The organism is Stenotrophomonas sp. OVS01A, assembly GCF_019969775.1.
Taxonomy (GTDB): domain Bacteria; phylum Pseudomonadota; class Gammaproteobacteria; order Xanthomonadales; family Xanthomonadaceae; genus Stenotrophomonas; species Stenotrophomonas indicatrix.
In genome coordinates this window covers 350,433-368,646 of sequence record NZ_JAHXYV010000003.1, presented here as the reverse complement: position 1 = coordinate 368,646, position 18,214 = coordinate 350,433, and the positions used below count along the sequence as shown (strand labels likewise).

14 protein-coding genes are annotated in these 18,214 nt (G+C 66.7%); 3 read left to right on the top strand and 11 right to left on the bottom strand.

Annotation, left to right across the window (positions count from 1 at the left end):
* Position 1: 1 nt before the first annotated feature.
* Positions 2-1,576, top strand: coding sequence for a sensor domain-containing diguanylate cyclase (locus LC407_RS14560; RefSeq protein ID WP_025878605.1), 1,575 nt, complete (start codon positions 2-4; stop codon positions 1,574-1,576).
* Between the two features lie 58 nt (positions 1,577-1,634).
* On the opposite strand, the gene LC407_RS14555 is transcribed toward LC407_RS14560, so the two are convergent.
* The 11 genes from LC407_RS14555 to LC407_RS14505 all read right to left on the bottom strand — a co-directional run bounded on the left by LC407_RS14555 (position 1,635) and on the right by LC407_RS14505 (position 13,451).
* Positions 1,635-2,510: an energy transducer TonB gene (locus tag LC407_RS14555; RefSeq protein WP_317850722.1), complete on the bottom strand. Its 876-nt coding sequence runs from the start codon at positions 2,508-2,510 to the stop codon at positions 1,635-1,637.
* 65 nt (positions 2,511-2,575) lie between these two features.
* Complete coding sequence (gene aceK / locus LC407_RS14550; protein WP_223483072.1) at positions 2,576-4,306, bottom strand: bifunctional isocitrate dehydrogenase kinase/phosphatase; 1,731 nt, start codon at positions 4,304-4,306, stop codon at positions 2,576-2,578.
* Positions 4,307-4,449: 143 nt separating this feature from the next.
* The gene (locus LC407_RS14545; RefSeq protein ID WP_025878601.1) at positions 4,450-4,809 is read right to left on the bottom strand and encodes a hypothetical protein; all 360 of its coding nucleotides are present in this window, start codon (positions 4,807-4,809) and stop codon (positions 4,450-4,452) included.
* A gap of 52 nt (positions 4,810-4,861) precedes the next feature.
* Entirely contained in the window at positions 4,862-5,278 is a 417-nt protein-coding gene (locus tag LC407_RS14540) for a roadblock/LC7 domain-containing protein (protein ID WP_032976421.1), read from the bottom strand.
* Complete coding sequence (locus LC407_RS14535; RefSeq protein ID WP_025878599.1) at positions 5,271-5,819, bottom strand: ATP/GTP-binding protein; 549 nt, start codon at positions 5,817-5,819, stop codon at positions 5,271-5,273. Before LC407_RS14535 ends, LC407_RS14540 begins: the two co-directional genes overlap by 8 nt.
* Positions 5,812-6,759: a hypothetical protein gene (locus LC407_RS14530; protein ID WP_223483071.1), complete on the bottom strand. Its 948-nt coding sequence runs from the start codon at positions 6,757-6,759 to the stop codon at positions 5,812-5,814. Before LC407_RS14530 ends, LC407_RS14535 begins: the two co-directional genes overlap by 8 nt.
* 332 nt (positions 6,760-7,091) lie before the next feature.
* Positions 7,092-9,314, bottom strand: coding sequence for an NADP-dependent isocitrate dehydrogenase (locus LC407_RS14525; RefSeq protein WP_033832390.1), 2,223 nt, complete (start codon positions 9,312-9,314; stop codon positions 7,092-7,094).
* A 371-nt stretch (positions 9,315-9,685) separates the two neighbouring features.
* Positions 9,686-10,189: a hypothetical protein gene (locus tag LC407_RS14520; RefSeq protein ID WP_025878596.1), complete on the bottom strand. Its 504-nt coding sequence runs from the start codon at positions 10,187-10,189 to the stop codon at positions 9,686-9,688.
* A gap of 47 nt (positions 10,190-10,236) precedes the next feature.
* The gene (locus tag LC407_RS14515; RefSeq protein ID WP_025878595.1) at positions 10,237-10,530 is read right to left on the bottom strand and encodes a LysM peptidoglycan-binding domain-containing protein; all 294 of its coding nucleotides are present in this window, start codon (positions 10,528-10,530) and stop codon (positions 10,237-10,239) included.
* 205 nt (positions 10,531-10,735) lie between these two features.
* On the bottom strand, positions 10,736-11,554 hold the full coding sequence (gene queF / locus LC407_RS14510; RefSeq protein ID WP_080149695.1) for an NADPH-dependent 7-cyano-7-deazaguanine reductase QueF: 819 nt from the start codon (positions 11,552-11,554) through the stop codon (positions 10,736-10,738).
* 577 nt (positions 11,555-12,131) lie between these two features.
* The gene (locus LC407_RS14505) at positions 12,132-13,451 is read right to left on the bottom strand and encodes a M20 family metallopeptidase (protein WP_080149909.1); all 1,320 of its coding nucleotides are present in this window, start codon (positions 13,449-13,451) and stop codon (positions 12,132-12,134) included.
* Between the two features lie 186 nt (positions 13,452-13,637).
* On the opposite strand from LC407_RS14505, the gene LC407_RS14500 reads away from it, so the two are divergent.
* Both LC407_RS14500 and LC407_RS14495 read left to right on the top strand, forming a co-directional pair.
* Positions 13,638-14,876, top strand: a complete 1,239-nt coding sequence (locus LC407_RS14500) for an efflux RND transporter periplasmic adaptor subunit (RefSeq protein ID WP_080149694.1) — start codon at positions 13,638-13,640, stop codon at positions 14,874-14,876.
* Between the two features lie 74 nt (positions 14,877-14,950).
* Positions 14,951-18,184: an efflux RND transporter permease subunit gene (locus tag LC407_RS14495; protein ID WP_025874642.1), complete on the top strand. Its 3,234-nt coding sequence runs from the start codon at positions 14,951-14,953 to the stop codon at positions 18,182-18,184.
* The last annotated feature ends 30 nt before the right edge of the window (positions 18,185-18,214 follow it).

The window sequence follows — 18,214 nt, the reverse complement described above, 5'->3', positions numbered from 1 at the left end:
CATGCGCACACTGTCTCCCCGGCTCAACCTGGGCAAGCTGATCCTTGCCCTGGCCCTGCTCAGCGCCGTCATCGCCCTGGCCAATACGCTGCTTGCCAGCTATCGCGTGCAGCGCGACCAGCTGGTGGGCAACACCCTGGAAGCCAACCGCGTGTACGCCACCAAGCTGGCCGAGACCACGCAGAACTTCCTGCTGGCCGCGCAGCAGCAGCTGGCCTATGCCGCCACCCGGCTTGGCGACAGCGACATGGATCCGGCCCAGGCGCAGGATGAGGCCCGTCGCCTGCAGCTGCAGTCCAGCAGCTTCAACTCCTCGCTGGTGGTGGCCAACGACGGGCGGGTGATCGCGACCTCGCCGCAGAGCCTGCAGCTGCAGGGCGAGATCCTGCGCAGCGCTGGCAACAAGGCAGCGTTGGAACGGCGCCAGCCGATGATCAGCGATCCCTACCAGTCGGCCACCGGCAAGCTGCTGATCTCGATCTCGCACCCGGTATTCGACCGCAGCGGCCAGTACCGGGGCTATGTGAGCGGCACCCTGTACCTGCGCCAGCGCAGTGCACTCAACACCCTGCTGGGTACGCACTACTACCGCGATGGTTCCTACCTGTACGTGGTGGACCGCCATGGCCGCCTGATCTATCACAACAACCCCAAGGAAGTGGGCACCTACGCGTTGAACAACCCGGCGGTGAAAGAAGTGATGCGCGGCCAGCGCGGTGCGCAGCAGGTGCGCAACAACCACCAGGTGGCGATGCTGGCCGGTTACGCGCCCGTGGCGGCAACCGGCTGGGGCATCGTCGCGCAGCGCCCGACCGAGGCGACGCTGCAGCCGCTGTCACGCCTGATGTCGGCGGTGATCTGGAATGCCATTCCGCTGGGCGTGCTGTCGCTGCTGATCACCTGGTGGTTCGCCCGCCGCATTTCGCTGCCGCTGTGGCAGCTGGCGCGCAACGTGCAGGACGGCGAAGACACCGGCAATGCGATCAGCCACGTCAATGGCATCCGCGCCTGGTACTTCGAAGTGGCGCAGCTGAAACAGGCCGTGCTGTACAGCTTCAATGCGCTGCAGGACCGGATCGGCACGCTCAACCGCGCCAGCCGTACCGATCCGCTGACCGGCCTGCTCAACCGTCGCGGGCTGCAGCAGGCGCTCGACGCGCTGCAGGCGCAGGGCCTGCCGTTTGCGATCCTGACGCTGGATATCGACCGCTTCAAGTCGATCAACGACAGCCACGGTCACGACATCGGTGATGCGGCCATCGTGCATATCGCCGAACAGATGCGCCGCCATTCGCGCGAGACCGACGTGCTGTGCCGCGCCGGTGGCGAGGAGTTCCTGGTGCTGCTGCCGGGCGTTGGCATCGAAGCGGCCCGGCAGACCGGCGAGCGCCTGCGCCAGGCCATCGCCGACGAACCGTTTGCTCCGGTGGGCACCATCACCGTGTCACTGGGAGTGGCCCACTTCCCCAGTTTCCATACCGATCCGGAACAGGCACTGCGCTTGGCCGACAAGGCCCTGTACCTGGCCAAGGAACAGGGCCGCAACCGGGTGGTGGTATACCCGCACGCCGATTGAGCACATCGATTCGAGCGGGATGCGCCGGGGCAGGCCCGGCGCATCCCGCAATGACGCATCAGCCCAGCGGGGTCAGCAGGCGCGGGCCTTCCTGCGCACGACCGACCATGTACACACCGCCTTCGGGCAGCAGGTCGCTTCCGGCGGCCAGGGTTTCCTCGCCGGTCTTCCACGGCGCCTGCTGGCGCGGGCCGGGAATGTACGCGGTCCAGCGGCCGTAACGCTCGCTCTGCTTGTCGAAGAAATAATTGACCGGCACGCGCACGGTCCAGAAGTCCCGGTCCTTGTCCTCGCCGGTAGTGGGCGGGTTGAAGGTCCATTCGCGGGCGCTCCTGACGCTGGCCTTGGCAAGCACGTCGCGCAGCTGGTTCATCGTACGCTCGGGACCGACCACGGTCAGGTTGGTCTGCTCGGCAATTACGTCAGCTACCTTGCCATCACGCCCGACCTTGACCAGAAGCATGACAGTGCCCTGCCCGCGGATCGATGCCGCCTGCGGTGGGTAGACCGGTGCGCGCGTCTTCGCTGCGGTGACGTCATCGGTGCTCGGCGCACTGGATCCGCCGAGCTTGCCGAAGCAGGCATCAACCACCCGTACCTGCATGCTGTTGCCCTCCATGTTGCCGGCAATCAGACGCAGGTGGACGGTAGTACGGGCAGGCATCGGCTTGCCGTCGACCAGCGTCGGCTCAAAGCGCCAGCTCTGCACCGCCTTGTCGACGAACCCCGCTACGCCAGCATCAACCTTCTCGCGACGATCGAGCTGGAACCCTTCAACCTGGCCTTCGCGGCCGATGTCGATGACCCCGCTGAGGGTCATGCTGGCCTCGGCCTGCCTGCGTACCTCGCGCGCGGTCTGTGCATCGGCGGTATCGATCAGGGCGCCACCGCCAGACACCGCAAGGGCCAGTGCCAGGAAAAGAGAAGAACGCATCATTGCCGATCCTTGGTGATGAAAGTGCCGAGATTACCCGAGTTCCTCGCCGTCGGCGCGGCCAATCACGCCAACCGCTGCGCAGCCGAATACGGTGGCGTGTCCGGATAATCGCCCGCCGCAAAGCGCGCCTGCAGCCCCTGCCACCAGGCGGGATCGAACAGATGGCGATAGTGCTCGCGCACCGCTGCCAGTTCCTGCGCCGGCAAGCCCATGAACGGCCCGAACCGCTCGGGGAAAACATCGCGCGGACCGACATGGAACCAGGGCTCATCGGCCATCGCTTCTTCCGGAGAGCTTGGCTTGGGCCAGGCCCGGAATACGCAGTCGCTGACCAGGCACAACTCGTCGTAGTCGTAGAACACGGCACGGCCGTGGCGCGACACGCCGAAGTTCTTCGGCAGCATGTCACCGGGGAAGATGTTGTTGCGCGCCATGTCGGTGATCGCCTGCGCGTAGTCGAGTACCGCTGCGCGCACGGCCTCGCCAGCCTGTTCGCGCAGATAGAGATTCAATGGCCGGAAGCGACGCTGCACGTAGCACAACGCGATCTCCACCTCGTCGCCATCCACGCGCACGCTCTGCGCGCACTGCTGCAGCAGCTCGTCCAGCAGCACCGGGGCGAAGCGTTCGCGCGGGAAACGCAGATGCCGGTAGGGCTGTGCGTCAAGCAGGCGACCGACACGGTCGAGGTTGAACACCAGGGCGTACTTCTCCTCCACCTGCTGCCGCGACATCGTCTTGGGCCAAGCGAAACGATCGCGGATCAGCTTGAACACCAGCGGGTAACTGGGCAGGGTGAACACCGCCATGACCATGCCCGGCGTGCCTTCGGCATGCGCCAGACGCTCGTTCGGGTGTTCATTGAAGTGGCGGAAGAACGTCCGGTAGCGCTCGGTCTTGCCCTGTTTGGCGCGTCCGAGCACGGTATAGATCTCGTCGATCGGCTTGCCCGGCAGCAGGCTGCGCAGGAACACCACCGCATCGCCAACCGTGCCCAGATCGGCCTGGAAATAGCTGCGCGACACGCCGAACAGATGGGCCACATCGCGCCGCCGGGTCAGCACGGCATCGGCGCGCAGGCCCTGGTCGTCGTTGACCAGCGCGATCACGCACGGCGAGAAACGGTGTTCACCGAACACGCGCCCGACCAGATAGGCGCGACGCTCGCGGTAGAACACGGTATCGAGCAGTTCGATGCTGCGTACCGGCGTGTCGCCCCAGTGCGCCAGATCGTCCTGCAGGCGTACGGCGATGGCGGCGGCGCAGCGCAGCTGGTGCGCGTACGGAACATCGAAGCGGTAGTCGGCCAACACCCGTTGCAGCGCCTCTACCGGCCGCGTCGGCGAGACCGCGTAGGTGTGGCGCGCCACCGGATGGGTGATCGCATCGGAGGGTTCGACATCGAAGGCGATGAACTCCACTTCCGGATCCACACCGCGGATGGCGAACAGCCGTCGCGACAACGTGTTGTAGAAGGTCTTGTAGAGCTCGGCGTCGATCAGGCCCTGCAGCAGGGCACTGAAGTGCGCGTGCACCTGCAGCCACAGCGCGCGTTCGCTGATGGCGTCACCGGCCAGCCGCCGCAGCGCATCCATCTGCTCGGCGATGCACTGGTCGTACAGGGCGATGCGCTCGACCGCATCGTGGCGCGCCGCCGCCCAGTCGCGCTGCTGGAAACGCACCCGGGCACGCGCCGTGATCGCGGCGAAGCGGGCGTGATAGTGCTCGAAACCATCGCGGATGGCCTCGGCGATGCGCGGTGCCAGTTCGGTTGCAGTGACAGGATCGGACATGCACGACGTATCCGGGGAAACCGACCTCACCATACGCTGGCGTGTGTGATGCCGTCGAGCGCGCAGACGGCGCCGCCCGTTGGCCGGCACCATCTGCCCCCCCTGGATGCAGGCAGGTGCCGGCCAGCGGCCGGCACTACCCTTCAGATCGCCAGTTCGGCCTCCACGTCCTGCACCTTGCGCCGCGCCAGGGCGAGGTTGGACTTGGTCCGGTCCAGCACGATGTAGAAGAACAGGCCCTTCTTCTTCGCCACCGGGCGCATGATGTGATACGCCTTGCCGAGCGAGATCAGGATGTCCTCGATGCCATCGTTGAGGTTGAGCGAGGCGGCGGTTTTCATCTTCGCGCGGATCACCTCGGTGTTGCCGGCCGCCGCCACTTCCATGTCCATGCCCGAACCGGCCTCGCCCAGCAGCATGCCGCTTTCGTAGTCGACCAGCGCCACGGCCTGCGCGCCATCGATACCCATCAGTGCAGTCAACGAATCATTCAATCCAGCCACGTTGCACCCCTCTCAATGTTGGTTCGAGCCCCTCGTTCCCCTGCGGCCGGGCTCACGATCCGCTGAGTTCGGCCAGGATCGCCTGGCCACATTCCCTGCTCTGCCACAGCACCTGGCCGATCACGCTGCGCTGGTCGCAGGCCGCCATCAGCAGCAGCGGCGCACGCCCCTCGGCCTGGATGGCCAGCATCAGTACCTTGCCGCCGGCGGCCTCCAGCATCAGCGTCTGCAGATCGCCCAGTGCCAGTTCGCGCCCCACTGCTGCAGCCAGGGCCAGCATCGCGCTGGTCATCGCCGCCAGGCGTTCGCCGCGCCCCTCCGCACCAGCACTGACCAGGGCAAAGCCATCGACGCTGGCCAGCACCACGGTCCGCACCCCTTCCACCCGCTGCTGCAGGTCCTGCAGCAACGGCTGCAGGCGCTCGCGCTGCTGCGCGTCCGGCAACGGCGCGCCTTGTCCATCAGCCATGTGCGGCCACCAGTGCATGCGCTTCCATTTCGCTCATCAATACGTCCATCAGCAGCAGTCCTTGTTCGCGATCGCGGGCATCCACCGCCAGCAACGGCAGCGGCTGGCCATCGAGCCGGGCGCGCTCGGCCCAGTCATCCAGCGCCGCTGCCGGCACCTGGTCAAGATGCGTCACCGCCACCACCAGGGCCAATGCCGGACCGAACGGGCGCAGCACCTGCAGGTAGGCGTCCAGCTCGGCGGCCACCCCGGCACGGCGCGCGTCCAGCAGCAACACCGCACCGCGCGCACCCTGCAGCAGGATCGGCCACAGGAAATCAAAGCGCTGCTGGCCAGGCGTGCCATACAGGCGCAGCCTCTCGCCGTTGGGCAGGTCGATATCGGCGTAGTCCAGCGCCACCGTGGTCGAAGCCTTGTCGGCACCCGCGCGGTCGCTGTTGGCTACGTCGGTGTCGACCACCGCACCGGCGGCGATGCTGCGTACCAATGTCGACTTGCCGCTGCCCATGCCACCGAGCACCACCACCTTGTGCTCACGCATCGCGATCACTCCCGCGCAGCGTCCGCCACAGGCGTGCGAGCAGGCCGTTGTCGGCAGTGCTGGCACGCGCACCCGCCAGCGGTACTGCAGGTGCGACCTGCAGCTGCGCATAGCCGCACAGGTAGGCGGCGTGGATGAAATCGCGCACGGCGGCGGCGGGAAGATCCAGCAGCATCGCGCATTCGTCCACCGTGCAGGCACGCTTGAGCAGCAGCGAACATAGACGGAAGCCATCGTGATCGTGGCCGAGCACGCGGAAGTCCGGCCAGCGCAGCAGCTTCACCGACGCCCCGCGCAGGCGCTCATCCAACGCCTGCCAGTGGCGGCTGCGCTGCGCCCATTGCCACAGCAACGGACGCAACGGCAGTCGCGCGCGGTCACCCGCCAGTGCCTGCAGCTGCGCCGGCAGCAGCGCATCCAGATACAGGTGCTCGAAGCCCTGCGCCAGCCGTTCCACCAGCACCGTAGCCGGCTCGTGCAGCAGCACCGCCTGGTCCTGCTCCAGATCCAGCAGCAGCAGCGGCTCTGCGCCCTCGCCCAGCAGCGCCTGGCCCTGCCGCGATGGCAGCCGCTCGCGCAGCAGGCGGGTGATCGCATGCGCGCCGTCAGCCAAGCGGATCGGTGTCGCATCGGTGCCGGTCTGCATGCCGCGCAGCGCCCGTCCTATCGCGCCATCATCCAGTACGTCCTGGCCGCCATCGCCTTCGCGCAACTGGCCGCCGAGGTCCTCGATCCAGCAGTGCAGGCGCGGGCGCTGCTGGCGCATGCGCAGTGCCGCGTTGCGCAGCGCCGGCGTATCGCGGATCACCAGCAGATCGCAGTCGTCCAGGTCCTGGCTGCGGCGGATCTGTCCGTCCGGCAGCGCCGAGGCCATCCGCAGCCTCTGCAGCAGGGCCTGTTCGCCCTGGATGTCGGTTCCCACTACGAGCACGCGTGCCATCCGTGTTCCCCGTGCGACCACCTCCCCGGCGGTCTCGCATCGCCAAGGCTAGGCCATGGCTTGCCGCCATCGTCGTGATCGACTGCTCATATTGGTGGCAGTGGTGAACATGCATGCGTCCGTTCTGCGACGGCCATCGCGGGCAAGTTTCATGCCGTGTTGACGGCGTTTCGACGGATGACGGATTTCACGGTTCCGGGCCCGAGTACATCCACGCCATGGGTGGGGTCAGATCCCTCTGCGGTACAGAGGGATCTGACCCCAGGCCCGCAAAAAAGAAACCCGCGCCGAGGCGCGGGTTTCTTTCCAGGTCTCAACCGGGCGGCGATGAATCAGCCGCGCAGCTGCTCCAGCGCGGCATTGAAGGTCGCGCTCGGACGCATCGCGGCAGCGGCCTTCGCCACATCCGGACGGTAGTAGCCGCCGATGTCCACGGCCTTGCCCTGCACCGCGATCAGCTCGTCAACGATCTTCTGCTCGTTGTCGGCCAGCGCCTTGGCCAGCGGAGCGAAGCGTGCCTGCAGTGCGGCATCTTCGTTCTGCGCTGCCAGGGCCTGCGCCCAGTACAGGGCGATGTAGAAGTGGCTGCCACGGTTGTCGATGCCACCGAGCTTGCGCGACGGCGACTTGTCGTTGTCCAGGAACTGGCCGTTGGCCTCGTCCAGCGCCTTGGCCAGCACGCGGGCGGCAGCGTTGTCGTAGCGGTTGCCCAGATGCTCCAGCGACGCGGCCAGGGCCAGGAACTCGCCCAGCGAATCCCAGCGCAGGTAGTCCTCTTCGACGAACTGCTGCACGTGCTTCGGTGCCGAACCGCCAGCACCGGTCTCGAACAGGCCGCCACCGGCCATCAGCGGCACGATCGACAGCATCTTGGCGCTGGTGCCCAGCTCCATGATCGGGAACAGATCGGTGAGGTAATCGCGCAGCACGTTGCCGGTCACCGAAATGGTGTCCTCGCCCTTGCGGATGCGGGCCAGCGAGAAGGTGGTCGCTTCCACCGGCGGCAGGATGCGGATATCCAGGCCGGTGGTGTCGTGGTCCTTCAGGTACGTCTCGACCTTGGCGATGACCTGCGCGTCGTGGGCGCGGGCGGCGTCCAGCCAGAACACGGCCGGGGTGCTGCTCAGGCGCGCGCGTTCGACGGCCAGCTTGACCCAGTCCTGGATCGGCGCGTCCTTGGTCTGGCACATGCGCCAGATGTCACCGGCTTCCACGGCGTGTTCGAACACCACGTTGCCGGCCTCGTCGGTGACCTTGACCACGCCGTCGGCAGCGATCTGGAAGGTCTTGTCGTGCGAGCCGTACTCTTCAGCCTTCTGCGCCATCAGGCCGACGTTGGGCACCGAGCCCATGGTTGCCGGGTTGAAGGCACCGTTGCTGCGGCAGTCGTCGATGACAGCCTGGTACACGCCGGCATAGCAGCGGTCCGGAATGACCGCCTTGGTGTCCTGCAGCTTGCCTTCGGCATTCCACATCTTGCCGGAGTCGCGGATCATCGCCGGCATCGAGGCGTCGACGATCACGTCGCTCGGCACGTGCAGGTTGGTGATGCCCTTGTCCGAGTTGACCATGGCCAGGCCCGGACGCTGCGCGTACTCGGCCTGCAGGTCGGCTTCGATGGCGGCACGGGTGGCTTCGGGCAGCGACGGCAGGCGCGCGACCAGATCACCGATGCCGTTGTTGGCATCGAAACCGGCCTGCTTGAGCGTGTCGGCGTGCTTGGCGAGCACGTCCTTGTAGAACTCGTTGACGACCACGCCGAACATGATCGGGTCGGAGACCTTCATCATGGTCGCCTTCAGGTGCAGCGAGAACAGCACGCCCTGCGACTTGGCGTCGGCGATCTGCGCATCGATGAAGGCGGCCAGCGCCTTGCGGCTCATCACTGCCGCGTCGACGATCTCACCGGCCTTGACCGCGGTCTTTTCCTTCAGCACGACGGTGCTGCCGTCCTTGCCGTGCAGGGTGATCTTCAGCGCGCCGGCGTTGGCCAGGGTGGCCGACTTCTCGCTGCCGTAGAAATCACCCGCGTCCATGTGCGCAACGTGCGACTTCGAATCGGACGCCCAAGCGCCCATGCGGTGCGGGTGCTTGCGGGCGTAGTTCTTCACCGACAGCGGCGCGCGCCGGTCGGAGTTGCCTTCGCGCAGCACCGGATTGACTGCGCTGCCCTTGACCTTGTCGTAGCGCGCCTTGTAGTCGCGCTGCTGGTCGTCGGCCGGGGTTTCCGGGTAATCGGGCAGCGGATAGCCCTGGTCCTGCAGTTCCTTGATGGCGGCCTTCAGCTGCGGCACCGAGGCGGAGATGTTCGGCAGCTTGATGATGTTGGCGTCGGGGGTGGTCGCCAGCTGGCCCAGCTCGGCCAGGTCATCGTTGACCTTCTGCGCATCGCTCAGCAGTTCCGGGAACAGCGACAGGATGCGGCCGGACAACGAGATGTCACGGGTCTCCACTGCGATGCCCGCGGTGGAGGTATAGGCGTCGACGATCGGCAGCAGCGACTGGGTGGCCAGGAACGGTGCTTCGTCGGTCAGCGTGTAGAGGATCTTGGACATGGGGGACTTGGACTCTGTAGCAGTGCTCAGGGGAAGGCCGGCGCCAGCGCCGGGCCACGTGCAACCGTGTCACTTTCCCCGCCGCCGTCAGGGTGGGCGCGCGCCGGGGAAACCCCTGCATTGTCGCGTTTTCAGCCGCGCGGGGCAAAGCCGTGCCATACGCGGCGGTACTGCACACCGGCAACGCTGTGATCCATCCACGCATGGCGTGGGTCTGCGGAAACATCCCTGCGCGAAGATCGGCCAGGTGTCTGCACCTGTAGATCCACGCCATGCGTGGATGAGGCCTTCCCGCAACGCCACCAACAAAAAAGGACGCAGCCTCGCGGCTGCGTCCATCGTGAGTCCAACCGGGAGAGAGTCGGCGGGACTTACTTGACCTCGAACTCCTGCGGCGTTCCGGCCGCCTTGCCATCAACCATGACTTCGGCGCGGTACTTGCCGGCCGGCCAGCCATTGGCATTCTTGAAGGTGATGTTGGTGGTCTCTGCACCGCTGGTGTTCAGGGTTGCGTTCTGCTCACCGGCCACCTGGCCATCCTGGAAGGTCAGCTTGGCGCCGACGGTGACATTGTTGGCCGCGCCATCGGTCTTCACCGAGACGATGACATCGTCCTTCGGCGCGAACAGGGCGGCCGTGGTCACCGACTTGTCAGCTGCGGCGGTCTTGCCGACAGTGACCGCCGATACCGCTACGGCCGATGCAGCCATCGGCGGCGGCGCGCCGGTCATCGGCGCGGGCGCTTCGGCCGGCGTGGTTGCCGCCGGAGCCGCGTTGTTGTCTGCGGTTTCTTCCTTCTTCTTGCAGCCCACCAGGGCGACGCTGCCCAGCAGCGCGGCCAGCAGGGCATTCTGAAGCGGGGTCGTCTTGATCATTCGGGATTCCTCCAAGGATTGTTCGGACGGCGATGGGATCGCCGGTATTACTTCGGCGGCAGTTTCAGGGTCTGGCCCGGGAAGATCTTGTCCGGGTCGTCGAGCACATCGCGGTTGGCTTCGAAGATCTTCTTCCAGGCGTTGGCATCGCCCAGGTGCTGCTTGGCGATCTTCGACAGCGAATCCCCCTTCTGCACGGTGTAGGTGCCACCGCTGACCACCTCGGCGGTACTGTCCACCGAAGCACTGACGCCGGAAAAGTCCGCCTTGGGGACCTGCTGGGCGGTACTGTCGACGCTGCCACTGACGCCGGAGAAATCGGCTTTCTTCTCGGTACTCATCCACACACTCCCGTCTGTATGACTACATGGCTGGCACGGTGTCATAGAGGTTGTTAAATGGGGATGGTGCCGATGTGAAGCCGCCCCCCGGGGCAGCTGAACAATCGGGGCCCAACCGGTTTGCCGGGCCATGCCGGGCGGCTCCGTATGGGGCCGCTGCGCTCGCCGGGCATGGCCCGGCGCTACCTGTAACCGCCTGCGGCGGTTACTGCCGCAGTTCGCGGTAGGTCGCGGCCGGGGCGGCAATGCCGGGGCTGGCGCGCCACGGGTTGATGTCCAGGCCACCGCGACGGGTATAGCGGGCTTCCACTTCCAGCCACTGCGGCCGGCAGCGCGCGGACACTTCACTGAAGATGCGCTCGACGCACTGCTCATGGAACTCGGCGTGCTCGCGGTAGCTGACCAGGTAGCGCAGCAGGCCGGCACGATCGATCTGCGGGCCGCGGTAGCGCAGGCTGACGGTGGCCCAGTCCGGCTGGCCGGTGACCGGGCAGTTGGACTTCAGCAGGGCCGAGACCAGGGTCTCCTCCACCAGCGCATCGGCGTTGGCCGACAGATAGTCCGCCTGCGGCGGGCCATAGCAGTCGATGTCCACCTCGAGGCTGTCGATCGACTCGCCCAGCGGTGATTCGCGCAACGCCGGCAGGCCGAACGTGACCTGGACCGGGGCACCTGCGCAGGCCGACAGGTCGGCGACGAGGCGCTCGCGCAGGGCTTCGGCACTGTCGATGCGGGTGCTGTTGAGGGAGTTCAGGTACAGCTTGAACGACTTCGATTCGATCAACCGCGGCGAGGTGCACGGCACCTGCACGGTGGCGACGGCGACCTGCGGTTTGCCACGCAGGTCAAGCCAGCTCAGCTCGAAGGCGTGCCAGCGGTCATGGCCGACGAAGGGCAGCGCGGCCTCGTCCAGACCGATCTCGGCGCGGGCGCCGACGCGCGGGATGGGAAACAGCAGGCCGGGATCGTACTGCGACGGGTAACTGACCTCGCGACCGAGGCTGGAATCCTGTGGGGTGTTCATGGTGCTTATTGTATCGCGCGCAGAGCGGGCCTTCGGCCGGGTCGGCCAACGGCGGAGCCCCTCCGTGGTGGGGTTGGTTGGCCGGCAGAGCGGTCTATCGGGTTGGCCGGGAGGGTGGGTTGGCTGGGGGACGCCGTGAATACGTCCTTGTAGGCTCGGGCGCGCCATGCATGGCGCTTACGCCCCCAGCCCCCCCCCTCCCGGCCACGGTCAATTTCCCGCGCCACCACGGGAAAGATCAGAAAAATCAAAATCAAAAGCCAATGCTTCAGACGTTCATGATGTCCGCCGTGTCGACCAAGGTCGACACCTACCAAAGCAGGATGTCGTTCCGACAGCCGCGGGAAGCTGTCGAAGGCGGGGTGGGTCCGGTTGCGGGGGTGTCCGCGGCATGGATGCCGCGGCCAAGCCCCCATGGACGGGTTTACGGCGTCCCCCGCAACCGGACCCACCCCGCCATCCCACAGATAGCCAGCTTTTGCCGTTGCTGTTGCTGTTGCTGTTGCTGTTGAGGTTGCCGGCCAGCGGCCGGCACTACCGCTTCGGCGGGTGCAGGGCGCAGCCCTGCCGGAAACCCTCAACCCGCCGGGGTGCCCGCACCATGCAGGTAATCCAGGCTCACCTGCAGCAGCGCACGGAATCCGACATCCAGCGCCTTCTCATCCAACAGGAACTTCGGCGAATGGTTGGCCGGCGCCGTCGCCGGGTCGATGCCCACGCTGGTGGAACCAACGAAGAAGAACATGCCCGGCACTTCCTTGGCGTACAGCGAGAAATCCTCCGCGCCCATCTGCAGCGGCGGCTCGTACACGTTGTCCTTGCCCACCACCGCCTGCAGGCTCGGCAGCATCTTCGCGGTCAGCGCCGGGTCGTTCACCGTGGCCGGGTTGCCTTCCGATTCGTAGATGTCGGTAACCGCCTTGGCCCCATGCGCGGCAGCGGTGTGGTCGGCCACGTTGCGCAGGTCGGCGAAGATCTGCTGGCGCATGCCTTCGTCGAAGGTGCGGATGGTGCCGACCATCTCCACTTCATCGGGAATGATGTTGTAGCGGATGCCGCCGTTGATCGCGCCGAAGGTCAGCACCGCCGGCTGCTTGGACAGGTTGGCGCGACGGCTGACGATGGTCTGTGCGGTGCCGATCAGATCAGCAGTGGCCACGATCGGATCCACGCCGTTCCACGGTGCCGAGCCATGGGTCTGGCGGCCGATCACCTTGATGCCGAAACGATCGGACGCGGCCATCAGCGGGCCACCGCGCACCGCGATCTGCCCTGCCTGCACGCTGGAGAACACATGCAGGCCGAACACCGCCTCGGGCTTGAAGTCGGCAAACAGGCCTTCCTTCAGCATCAGCGCCGCACCGCCCTCTTCCGGCGGCGGCGCACCTTCTTCGGACGGCTGGAAGATCAGCATCACCTGGCCCGGCAGGTCCTTCTTCATCGCCACCAGCGCTTCGGCCACGCCCAGCAGGGTGGCAGTGTGCGCGTCATGGCCACAGGCATGCATCACGCCTACGGTCTGCCCGCGGTACTGCGCGGTGGCCTTGGAAGCGAACGGCAGGCCGGTCTGCTCGGTCACCGGCAGTGCGTCCATGTCCGCGCGCAGGGCGATCTTCGGCCCCGGCTTGCCGCCTTCGATGATCGCCACCACGCCGTGGTGGGCAATGCCGGTCTTCGGCTTCAGGCCCATCGCGCGCAGGCGCTTGGCGACCTCGGCGGAGGTGCGCTCCTCGCGGTTGGACAGTTCCGGGTGCTGATGGAAATCGCGGCGCCATTCAACCACCTTGGCCTGCAGGCGCTGTGCGGCAGCGGTCACTTCCGGGCGCTGTGCGTCCTCGGCGTGGGCAAGGGACGGCAGGGCCAGCAGCAGGGCGGACAGCAGCAACGAACGGCGCATCTCGATCTCCACGGAAGGGGTCTGCACCTGAATGTAGGGCAACCTTGCCGTTACGGGAACCTCCAGCGTCGTCCATCTGTCAGAGCGCCCGTCCCATCCGTCATGCAGGAAACCCGGTGGGCCACAGGTATGCTTTGCGCATTGCCACCCGGGGTGCCACCCCGTCCAGCCCTCTTGGAGTCTTGAATGTCACGTGTTTGGAAGATCGTGCTGCTGGTCGTGGCGGTACTGGTGCTGGCCGTGGTCGGCCTGCGCGTACTCGGTGGCGGCAAGGACAAGGCTGCCGGGCAGCAGGCAGGCGCCGGCCAGGGGGGCGAAGATCCCGATGCCGGCCCGGTGCCGGTGACCGTGGTCGATGCCGCGCGCCAGGACGTGCCGGTGTATGCCAGCGCGCTGGGCACGGTGACCGCGATGAACACCGTGACGGTCAGCCCGCAGGTGGGCGGCCAGCTGATGAGCCTCAATTTCCGCGAAGGCCAGGAAGTGAAGAAGGGCGACGTGCTGGCGGTGATCGACCCGCGCACCGCCCAGGCCAGCTATGACCAGGCCGTTGCATCCAAGCGCCAGAACGAAGCCCTGCTGGCCACCGCACGTTCGAACTACCAGCGCTCGAACGCGCCGGAGTACCGCCAGTTCGTGGCCAAGACCGATCTGGATACACAACGAAACCAGGTGGCACAGTACGAAAGCGCAGTGGCGGCCAATGAAGCCAGCATGCGTTCGGCGCAGGTGCAGCTGCAGTACACCCGGGTCACCGCGCCGATCACCGGTATCGCCGGCATCCGCGCGGTCGACGCCGGCAACGTGGTCAACGCCGGTACCGCACTGGTCACCCTGACCCAGATCCATCCGATCCACGTGCTGTTCAACCTGCCCGAACGCCAGCTCGGCGACGTGCGCCAGGCGCAGGCCGCCGGCAGCGTGCCGATCGCAGCGCTGGACCGCGCCGATTCGCACGTGCTCAGCGGCGACGGCAAGCTGGACGTGGTCGACAACCTGATCAGCGCCGACAGCGGCACCTTCAAGGCACGCGCGGTGTTCGACAACACCGACAACGGCCTGTGGCCGGGCCAGTTCGTCAATGTGCGCATGCAGCTGCGCACCATCGGCGGCGGCGTGGTGATCCCGACGCAGGCAGTGCTGCGTGGCCCGGACGGCGAGTACGTCTACGTCGTGCAGGGCGACAACACGGTGAAGATGCAGACCGTGCGCAGTGGCGTGGAAGTGGGCGACAGCCAGGTGCAGATCGCCGAAGGCCTGAAGGGCGGCGAGCGCGTGGTCAGCGAAGGCCAGTTCCGCCTGAAGCCGGGCAGCAAGGTGACCGCGCTGAAGCCGGGTGAGACCCCGGCCGCACCGACCGAGGCCGAACTGAAGGCCGCCGAACAGAAGAGTGGCGGCGGCCGCCGCGGTGGTGGCCCGCGCTGAGCGCAGGCCCCTGCTCTTCCCCGCGCCGGCGATCCCGCCGGCGCTGCCATTGAAGTGCCAGCAAGGATCAGTCCGTGGGCTTTTCGACGATCTTCATCCGCCGCCCGATTGCCACCTCGCTGTTGATGGCGGGCTTGTTGCTGCTGGGCATCCTCGGTTACCGCAAGCTGCCGGTGTCGGCGCTGCCGGAAATCGATGCGCCCAGCCTGGTGGTGACCACGCAGTACCCCGGTGCCAACGCCACCACCATGGCCTCGCTGGTGACCACGCCGCTGGAGCGGCAGTTCGGGCAGATCTCCGGGCTGGAACTGATGACCTCCGATTCCTCGGCGGGGTTGTCGACGATCATCCTGCAGTTCTCGATGGACCGCGACATCGACATCGCCGCACAGGACGTGCAGGCGGCGATCCGCCAGGCCACCCTGCCCTCGTCGCTGCCGTACCAGCCGGTCTACAACCGGGTGAACCCGGCCGACGCGGCCATCGTCACCCTCAAGCTGACCTCCGATACGCGGCCGCTGCGCGACGTCAACAACTACGCTGACTCGATCCTCGCCCAGCGCCTGTCGCAGGTGCAGGGCGTGGGCCTGGTGTCGATCGCCGGCAACGTGCGTCCGGCCGTGCGCATCCAGGTCAATCCGGCGCAGCTGTCCAACATGGGCTTGACCCTGGAAGAGCTGCGCAGCGCGCTCACCCAGGCCAACGTCAATGCGCCGAAGGGCTCGCTGAACGGCAAGACCCAGTCCTACAGCATCGGCACCAACGACCAGCTGGCCAGCGCCGCCGAGTACCGCGACACCATCATCAGCTACAAGAACGGCCGCCCGGTGCGTCTGTCCGACGTGGCCGAAGTGATCGATGGCGTGGAGAACGACCAGCTGGCGGCATGGGCCGACGGCAAGCCGGCCGTGCTGCTGGAAGTGCGCCGGCAGCCGGGCGCCAACATCGTGCAGACCGTCGAGCGCATCCGCGCGCTGCTGCCGCAGCTGCAGGGCGTACTGCCGGCCGACGTGCACCTGGAGGTGTTCTCCGACCGTACCGAAACCATCCGCGCCTCGGTGCATGAAGTGCAGTTCACCCTGATCCTGACGATCGGCCTGGTGGTGGCGGTGATCTTCGTGTTCCTGCGCCGATTCTGGGCCACCATCATTCCCTCGGTGGCGGTGCCGTTGTCGCTGGCCGGCACCTTCGCGGTGATGGCCTTCACCGGCATGTCGCTGGACAACCTCTCGCTGATGGCGCTGGTGGTGGCCACCGGCTTCGTTGTCGACGATGCGATCGTGATGATCGAGAACATCGTGCGCTACATCGAACAAGGCAAGAGCGGCAAGGAGGCGGCCGAGATCGGTGCGCGCCAGATCGGCTTCACCGTGCTGTCGCTGACGGTTTCACTGGTGGCGGTGTTCCTGCCGCTGCTGCTGATGCCCGGCGTCACCGGCCGCCTGTTCCACGAGTTCGCCTGGGTGCTGAGCATCGCCGTGGTGCTGTCGATGCTGATCTCGCTGACGCTCACCCCGATGATGTGCGCCTACCTGCTCAAGCCCGATGCGCTGCCCGAGGGCGAAGACGCGCACGAACGTGCGGCCGCGGCCGGCAAGCAGAACCTGTGGACGCGCACCGTCGGCCTGTATGAGCGCAGCCTGGACTGGGTGCTGGAACACCAGCCGCTCACCCTGGCCGTGGCCGCGGCCGCGCTGGTACTGACCGTGCTGCTGTACGTGCTGATTCCCAAGGGCCTGCTGCCCGAGCAGGACACCGGCCTGATCACCGCCGTGGTCCAGGCCGACCAGAACATCGCCTTCCCGCAGATGGAGCAACGCACCCAGCAGGTGGCCGAAGCGCTGCGCAGGGATCCGGACGTGACCGGCGTATCGGCCTTCATCGGTGCCGGCAGCATGAACCCCACGCTCAACCAGGGCCAGCTGTCGATCGTGCTGAAAGAGCGCGGCGAACGTGATGGGCTGGAAGACATCCTGCCACGCCTGCAGAAATCGGTCGCCGGTATTCCCGGCGTGGCGCTGTACCTGAAGCCGGTACAGGACGTGACCCTGGACACCCGCGTGGCCGCCACCGAGTACCAGTACTCGCTGTCGGACGTGGACAGCGCGGAAGTCGCGCTGCAGGCCAACCGCCTGACCCAGGCGCTGCGCCAGCGCCCGGAACTGGCCGACGTCGACAACAACCTGTCCAACCAGGGCCGCGCACTGGAACTGAACATCGACCGCGACAAGGCCAGCGTGCTGGGCGTGCCGATGCAGACCATCGACGACACCCTCTACGATGCGTTCGGCCAGCGCCAGATCTCGACCATCTTCACCGAGCTCAACCAGTACCGCGTGGTGCTGGAAGTGGCGCCGCAGTTCCGTACCAGCACTGCGCTGATGGAACAGCTGGCGGTCGCCTCCAACGGTGCCGGCGCACTCACCGGCACCAACGCGACCAGCTTCGGCCAGGTCACCTCGTCCAACTCGTCGACCGCCACCGGTATCGGTGCACAGAACACCGGCATCACCGTCGGTGCGGGCGGCATCATCCCGTTGTCGGCGCTGGCCGAGGCGAAGGTTTCCAGCGCGCCGCTGCTGGTCAGCCACCAGCAGCAGCTGCCTGCGGTGACGGTTTCCTTCAACGTCGCGGCGGGCTATTCGCTGTCCGATGCGGTCAAGGCCATCGAAGAGACCAAGGCCAGCCTGGACATGCCGGCGCACGTGCATGCGCAGTTCATCGGCAAGGCCGCTGAATTCACCGGCAGCCAGACCGACGTGGTGTGGCTGCTGCTGGCCTCGCTGGTGGTGATCTACATCGTGCTGGGCGTGCTGTACGAGAGCTACATCCACCCGATCACGATCATCTCGACCCTGCCGCCGGCCGGCGTCGGTGCGCTGCTGGCATTGATGGTCTGTGGCCTGAGCCTGTCGGTGGACGGCATCGTCGGCATCGTGCTGCTGATCGGTATCGTCAAGAAGAACGGCATCATGATGGTCGACTTCGCCATCGAGGCGCGGCGCACCGGCGCCAACGCGCGCGAAGCCATCCGCCGCGCCTGCCTGCTGCGCTTCCGCCCGATCATGATGACCACCGCTGCAGCCATGCTTGGCGCGTTGCCGCTGGCGCTGGGCACCGGCATCGGCTCGGAACTGCGTCGGCCGCTGGGCATCGCCATCGTCGGCGGCCTGCTGCTGTCGCAGCTGGTAACCCTGTACACCACGCCGGTGATCTACCTGTACATGGAACGCTTCTCGGAATGGCTCGCCCGTCGCCGTGAACAGCGTGCGCTGCGCGATGGCACGGTGCAGGAGCCGCAGGCATGACCCTGGCCCCGCACCTTCGGGGGGCTGCAC

Bases quoted from the DNA above. Each gene is read 5' to 3' on its own strand.
- LC407_RS14560 (WP_025878605.1), top strand. From the start codon at position 2: ATGCGCACACTGTCTCCCCGGCTCAACCTGGGCAAGCTGATCCTTGCC.
- LC407_RS14555 (WP_317850722.1), bottom strand. From the start codon at position 2,510: ATGCGTTCTTCTCTTTTCCTGGCACTGGCCCTTGCGGTGTCTGGCGGT.
- aceK (WP_223483072.1), bottom strand. From the start codon at position 4,306: ATGTCCGATCCTGTCACTGCAACCGAACTGGCACCGCGCATCGCCGAG.
- LC407_RS14540 (WP_032976421.1), bottom strand. From the start codon at position 5,278: ATGGCTGATGGACAAGGCGCGCCGTTGCCGGACGCGCAGCAGCGCGAG.
- LC407_RS14535 (WP_025878599.1), bottom strand. From the start codon at position 5,819: ATGCGTGAGCACAAGGTGGTGGTGCTCGGTGGCATGGGCAGCGGCAAG.
- LC407_RS14530 (WP_223483071.1), bottom strand. From the start codon at position 6,759: ATGGCACGCGTGCTCGTAGTGGGAACCGACATCCAGGGCGAACAGGCC.
- LC407_RS14525 (WP_033832390.1), bottom strand. From the start codon at position 9,314: ATGTCCAAGATCCTCTACACGCTGACCGACGAAGCACCGTTCCTGGCC.
- LC407_RS14520 (WP_025878596.1), bottom strand. From the start codon at position 10,189: ATGATCAAGACGACCCCGCTTCAGAATGCCCTGCTGGCCGCGCTGCTG.
- LC407_RS14515 (WP_025878595.1), bottom strand. From the start codon at position 10,530: ATGAGTACCGAGAAGAAAGCCGATTTCTCCGGCGTCAGTGGCAGCGTC.
- queF (WP_080149695.1), bottom strand. From the start codon at position 11,554: ATGAACACCCCACAGGATTCCAGCCTCGGTCGCGAGGTCAGTTACCCG.
- LC407_RS14505 (WP_080149909.1), bottom strand. From the start codon at position 13,451: ATGCGCCGTTCGTTGCTGCTGTCCGCCCTGCTGCTGGCCCTGCCGTCC.
- LC407_RS14500 (WP_080149694.1), top strand. From the start codon at position 13,638: ATGTCACGTGTTTGGAAGATCGTGCTGCTGGTCGTGGCGGTACTGGTG.